The organism is Zooshikella ganghwensis DSM 15267 (genome assembly GCF_000428585.1).
GTDB classification, from domain to species: Bacteria; Pseudomonadota; Gammaproteobacteria; order Pseudomonadales; family Zooshikellaceae; genus Zooshikella; species Zooshikella ganghwensis.
Map to the genome: position 1 here is coordinate 1 of NZ_AUAF01000237.1, position 4,715 is coordinate 4,715.

At 44.8% G+C, this 4,715-nt stretch carries 7 protein-coding genes; 5 read left to right on the plus strand and 2 right to left on the minus strand.

Annotation, left to right across the window (positions count from 1 at the left end; genetic code table 11):
- On the minus strand, positions 1–195 hold a 195-nt coding region (locus F607_RS0124870; protein ID WP_027709409.1), incomplete at its 3' end, for a transposase.
- A gap of 125 nt (positions 196–320) precedes the next feature.
- Between F607_RS0124870 and F607_RS0124875 the strand changes: the two genes are divergently transcribed.
- The 5 genes from F607_RS0124875 (at position 321) to F607_RS0124895 (ending at position 4,154) form a co-directional block, all read left to right on the plus strand.
- Complete coding sequence (locus F607_RS0124875; RefSeq protein WP_027710196.1) at positions 321–569, plus strand: phage tail assembly protein; 249 nt, start codon at positions 321–323, stop codon at positions 567–569.
- 132 nt (positions 570–701) lie between these two features.
- Positions 702–2,606, plus strand: a complete 1,905-nt coding sequence (locus tag F607_RS33235; protein ID WP_027710197.1) for a phage tail tape measure protein — start codon at positions 702–704, stop codon at positions 2,604–2,606.
- Positions 2,596–3,015, plus strand: a complete 420-nt coding sequence (locus F607_RS0124885) for a phage tail protein (protein WP_027710198.1) — start codon at positions 2,596–2,598, stop codon at positions 3,013–3,015. Before F607_RS33235 ends, F607_RS0124885 begins: the two co-directional genes overlap by 11 nt.
- A complete protein-coding gene (locus F607_RS0124890; protein WP_027710199.1) occupies positions 2,987–3,193 on the plus strand; it encodes a tail protein X in 207 nt (68 codons plus the stop codon). The genes F607_RS0124885 and F607_RS0124890 overlap by 29 nt, the downstream gene beginning before the upstream one ends.
- Position 3,194: 1 nt before the next feature.
- A complete protein-coding gene (locus F607_RS0124895; protein WP_027710200.1) occupies positions 3,195–4,154 on the plus strand; it encodes a contractile injection system protein, VgrG/Pvc8 family in 960 nt (319 codons plus the stop codon).
- Positions 4,155–4,460: 306 nt separating this feature from the next.
- On the opposite strand, the gene F607_RS0124900 is transcribed toward F607_RS0124895, so the two are convergent.
- The coding region (locus F607_RS0124900; RefSeq protein ID WP_027709754.1) for a transposase at positions 4,461–4,715 on the minus strand (255 nt) is incomplete at its 5' end.

The following is a 4,715-nucleotide window of genomic DNA, read 5'->3' on the forward strand; positions in this document are numbered from 1 at the left end:
GAGAGTTAGGTCATCAAATCCCCGATGACACGCTAGGCAGCGATAACGTTTTCGGGCAATTTGCTTTTGATGATTACCATTGCCTTCTACTTGTTGAGACTGGCAGTGAGGGCAGCTGACGCCATCAGGCCAACGTCTCTGACGAATAAACTGGTAGCATTGCTCATCATTTACCAGTTGTTTGATATTGATCATTCTTTGCTTATTACTGACTTAATTTACCCAAATAGACGTGCATAATACATCTTTGGTTGTATTATATGCTACCCCCTAGGAATCCATATAGAGCCTAATTTTATTTGTTTTTTTAAGGTGTAACCATGAGCGAATTAATCACATTAGACTATCCCATTAACGTCAATGGTGAAGTGATTACAGAAATTAAATTACGTCGGCCTACCGTGAAAGATATGAAAAATATCGATAAACAAGGCGGTACGGAATTAGAACAAGCCATTGCCATGATGGCCAACTTATCCGGGTTAAGTCAGCAGGCGATTGAACACATCGACGGCGCGGATTTTACTAAAATCAGCGAGGTGATCGCGGATAAATTTTTTCGTCATTAATTACCGTCACTGCCAAACCATTGTCTTTGCCTTAGCCGCCCGCTTACCTGGAACCCCATTGTCTGAACTTTTAAGCATGCCACTGGATGAATTAGTGGACTGGTTTGATGCCGCCCCGAAAGAGCCTATCTTATGAGTAAACTTGCGTTAAATATTGCCATTGGTGCGTTTTTAGATAAATCACTGGGTAAATCCATTAAAAAAAGCCAGGCCTCGGCGGCGAAGCTGGGCAAGGCTTATCGTGAAACCAATAAGCAGTTAGCCGCCGTAAAAGACCTTAATAAATACAAAAACAAACTAGCCGAGCTTAAAACTAAGCAAGCAAATACCACTCAATCCTCTCACCGCTTAGCCGAAGGCATTAAAAACGTTGAGCGTCAGTATCGTTCAGCCAAGCGTTCAGCGAAAAAATATGGGATCGAAATTAATAACGTTGCCAAAGCCCAGAAGAAGTTACAGCGTAAAGCTGCACTACAGAAGTTCGGTAATAAGATGATGCCAGGGCTAGGTAAAGCCGCTACAGGTTTAAAGCGAGGTGCTGGCATTGCAGCCGGAGGAATTACGGGTTTATTTGGCTTATCCGCCTGGACGGCTAACCGATTAGACCCTATTGCTAAAACCGCTGACAAGCTAGGTATTGGTATTGAAGCCCTTCAGGAATTTCAGTATGCAGCAGAACGCTCAGGGTTATCTGTTAAGCAGTTTAATGTCGGGACACAACGGATGGTGCGTCGTGTAGCAGAAGCCGCTCAAGGTACAGGGACGGCGAAAGGTGCATTGCAGGAGCTGGGGTTAAATGCCCAATGGCTCGGGAAGTTAAAGCCAGAACAGCAGCTAGACCAAGTGGCTGAAGCATTAAGCCAGGTTAAAAATCAAAACGACCGTGTCCGCTTAGCGATGAAGTTATTCGACAGCGAAGGGGTCGGTATGATCAACATGCTTAAGGACGGGCGCAAAGGTTTACAACAGTTGCGGGCTGATGCCCGCGCGACAGGGAATGTGCTGAAAGAAAAAGCCGCAAGGGATGCTGAAAATTTTAATGATGCATTGCTCGATGCACAAATGGCGATGGGTGGTGTTAAGAACACTATAGGTGCTGGCATGATGCCTGCCTTTACCCAGCTAATGAAGCACTTTAAAAGCTGGGTAGTCAGTTACCTCCCCAAAATACAAACGTTGGTCAAAAACATCAGTCAGCGGTTACTAGGCTGGGCCAAAAACATGTATCAATTGGGTCAGAGCTTTTTTAAGGTCACCGGTATTATCAGCAACTTTATTTCCACCACCATTGGCTGGAAAAATCTGGGGTATATTTTAGCGGGGTTAATGGGGGTTAAATTGTTTATGTCCATCATGACCTTTGGTAAAGCGGTTTTAAGTTTAATCCCAATTATTAAAGCCGTAGGGGCGGCCTTTTTAATGAATCCCATTGGTTTAGCGGTAACCGCTATTGCCGGTGGTGCTGCTTTAATTATTACCTATTGGGAACCGATTAAATCCTTTTTTAGTGGCCTTTGGGACAGTATTAAAAGCACTTTCTCAGGGGCATGGAATCTCATTAAAGGCATATTTAATAAATCACCGTTAGGAATGCTGCTAAAACATTGGAAACCCGGTTTTGATTGGCTGGTGTCGAAATTCAGTTGGATTAAGGACGTCATCAGTAGTGTATTTGACTGGTTTGGTGATGATGACGAAGACAAGAAAAAGAACGCTAAACCCAACAAACATGTGGCTAGCCAACGGCGAAGCCGAAGTCGAGGCATTCGTTATGGAACAACGAAGCTCAGTGAAGCTAAAGCCAGAAATAGTCAATATGTACAAGCTCAACTCAGGCAACGCTCGCAGCAAATTAAAGTACAAAACCAGTTGCGAACCCAGATTAACGCCCCGATTACCATTCATGCTCAACCAGGCCAGAACAGTGAAGACCTTGCCAAGCGTGTACGGGAAGAGTTAGAACGACGGGAGTTTGAAGCTCAGTCGGATCAGCGGGCAGCCCTCTATGATCAGGACGGTTTAGCCAATGCCTACTAGCACCTTAATGAAGCTTGGGCCGTTTACTTTTTCAATTGAAACAGCGGCATTTAATCAATTGCAACGCGCCTGGTCTTTTGACTGGTCAGAACAAAAGCGCTTGGGCACCATCCCACAACTGCAGTATACCGGTGAAGGTCAACAAACCATTAACCTGTCGGGTAGCGTATTTCCAGGGCAGTATGGTGCAGTCGAGACCGTTGAGAAAATGGCCGTGCTCGGAAGGCAAGGCAAGCCATTATTATTGATTGCGGGTACCGGAGACTTGCTCAACTACTGGTGTATTACCAGTGTGGAGCAGACCAACAGTTACTTGGATCAACAAGGCCAACCCCGAAAAATCGACTTTAGCTTATCCATTCGTTACTACGGTGAGCGCTATGAGGTACCTAACGAAACAAGACGATAATCTAGATGCCATCTGTTGGCAGTACTATGGAGAACGTGAGGTTGGTTTTTATGTTCTCCAAGCGTTAGACGCAAATCCGGGCCTGGCTGAGCTAGGCCCGTTCCTTCCTGCAGGATTAACCCTCGAGTTGCCTGATCTCCCCTCCCCTATTCAAACCACACAAAAGCTTTGGGATTAATATGCAACCCACCTTTAGTATTTTCCTGGGCGATAAGAACCTGACACCCACCATTAACCCGTTATTGATGAGTCTCGAACTCACTGACGAAGCGGGCTGGAAGTCTGACAGTTTAACCTTAACTCTGGTTGATGATGGCTCGTTAGCCATCCCCAAAAAAGGCGTTAAACTGTCCTGTGCATTGGGGTATGTTGAAAGTGGCTTAGTGCATATGGGCAACTACACGGTGGATGAGGTATTGCTTTCTAAACCGCCCATGCAGATGCAAATCAAAGCCCGTGGGGCCAATTTAAAAGGCCCTATCCGTGCCCCACGTAGCCAAAGCTGGCATCAGGTGAAACTGACGGATCTTGTGGGAAGCATTGCCCAACGCCACAACTTAAGTCCTAAAGTCGCCGAGAAATTTACCGATTTAATGATTCAGCATATTGATCAAACGGAAGAAAGCGACCTGCATTTTTTAAGTCGTATCGCGAATCAATATGATGCCATTGCCAAGCCTGCGGGCGAACATCTTTTATTTGTGGAGCGTAATCAAGGCAAAACCGCCAGCGGCAAACAACTGGAAACCATTCATTTGTCGGGTAAAGACATCACCAGTTATCGAGGTAGCTTGCCCGAGCGTTCAGGCTATCAACGCGTGATAGCGAAATACCATAATAGCAGTACAGGAAAAACAGAAAGCATTATTGCGGGTAAAGGAGAACCTACACGCACATTGAGTTTACAGTATCCAACACGCGAAGCCGCTCAAGCAGCAGCTAATGCAGCGATTAAAGGTTCAGAGCGATCCAAGGCTAGCCTAGAAATTACTTTACCAGGCGATCCTAGGTTGGTGGCTGAACGGCCTGTGAGTATTTCAGGGTTAAGGACTGGTTTGGATGGCAAGTGGATGATTAAAACTGCTCGGCATCGGATGAGTGGGGAAGGGTATGGGGTGTCGGTTAAGTTAGGGAAATGAAAAAGCCGTGAGTGCGGGTGTAGGTTAGATGTCTTTGCCAAAAAGTGAGCTGGCTTTGTGAAAGTACAACAGACTAGTTAGAAACTTCTTGAAATCTTCCATTCTCTTGGCGATAAACTTTCACTTTGTTTATTACACATCCAAGCCACCAAGATCCACAAACAATCCAGTAAGTATGTTCTTTTACCTCTGCAACCAAAAGTAATTGAACTGAAGAAATTTTAACTCCTCGCCCCCATCGCCAAAACATTTTTGGATGTATCGTAGCTGGATTTAGACCTAAGAAGGTGTCTTAAAAATCAAAATTTAAGCAACTCTTTTGACTAAAATATGCAGCATAGCAATGTGAATCATTGCCTCACTATTTCTCGTTAAAACTTCATAATCTTTAGAATGACGCCTATAGTTGATTAACCATGAAAAAGTACGCTCAACAACCCAGCGTTTTTTTACAACATTAAACCCTTTACCCGCTTTTTCAACGACCTCAAGTATTATGCTACGAGTGATTTCATGGGACTCTTTTACCCATTCAACGACTGGATTACCTGAATAACCGCT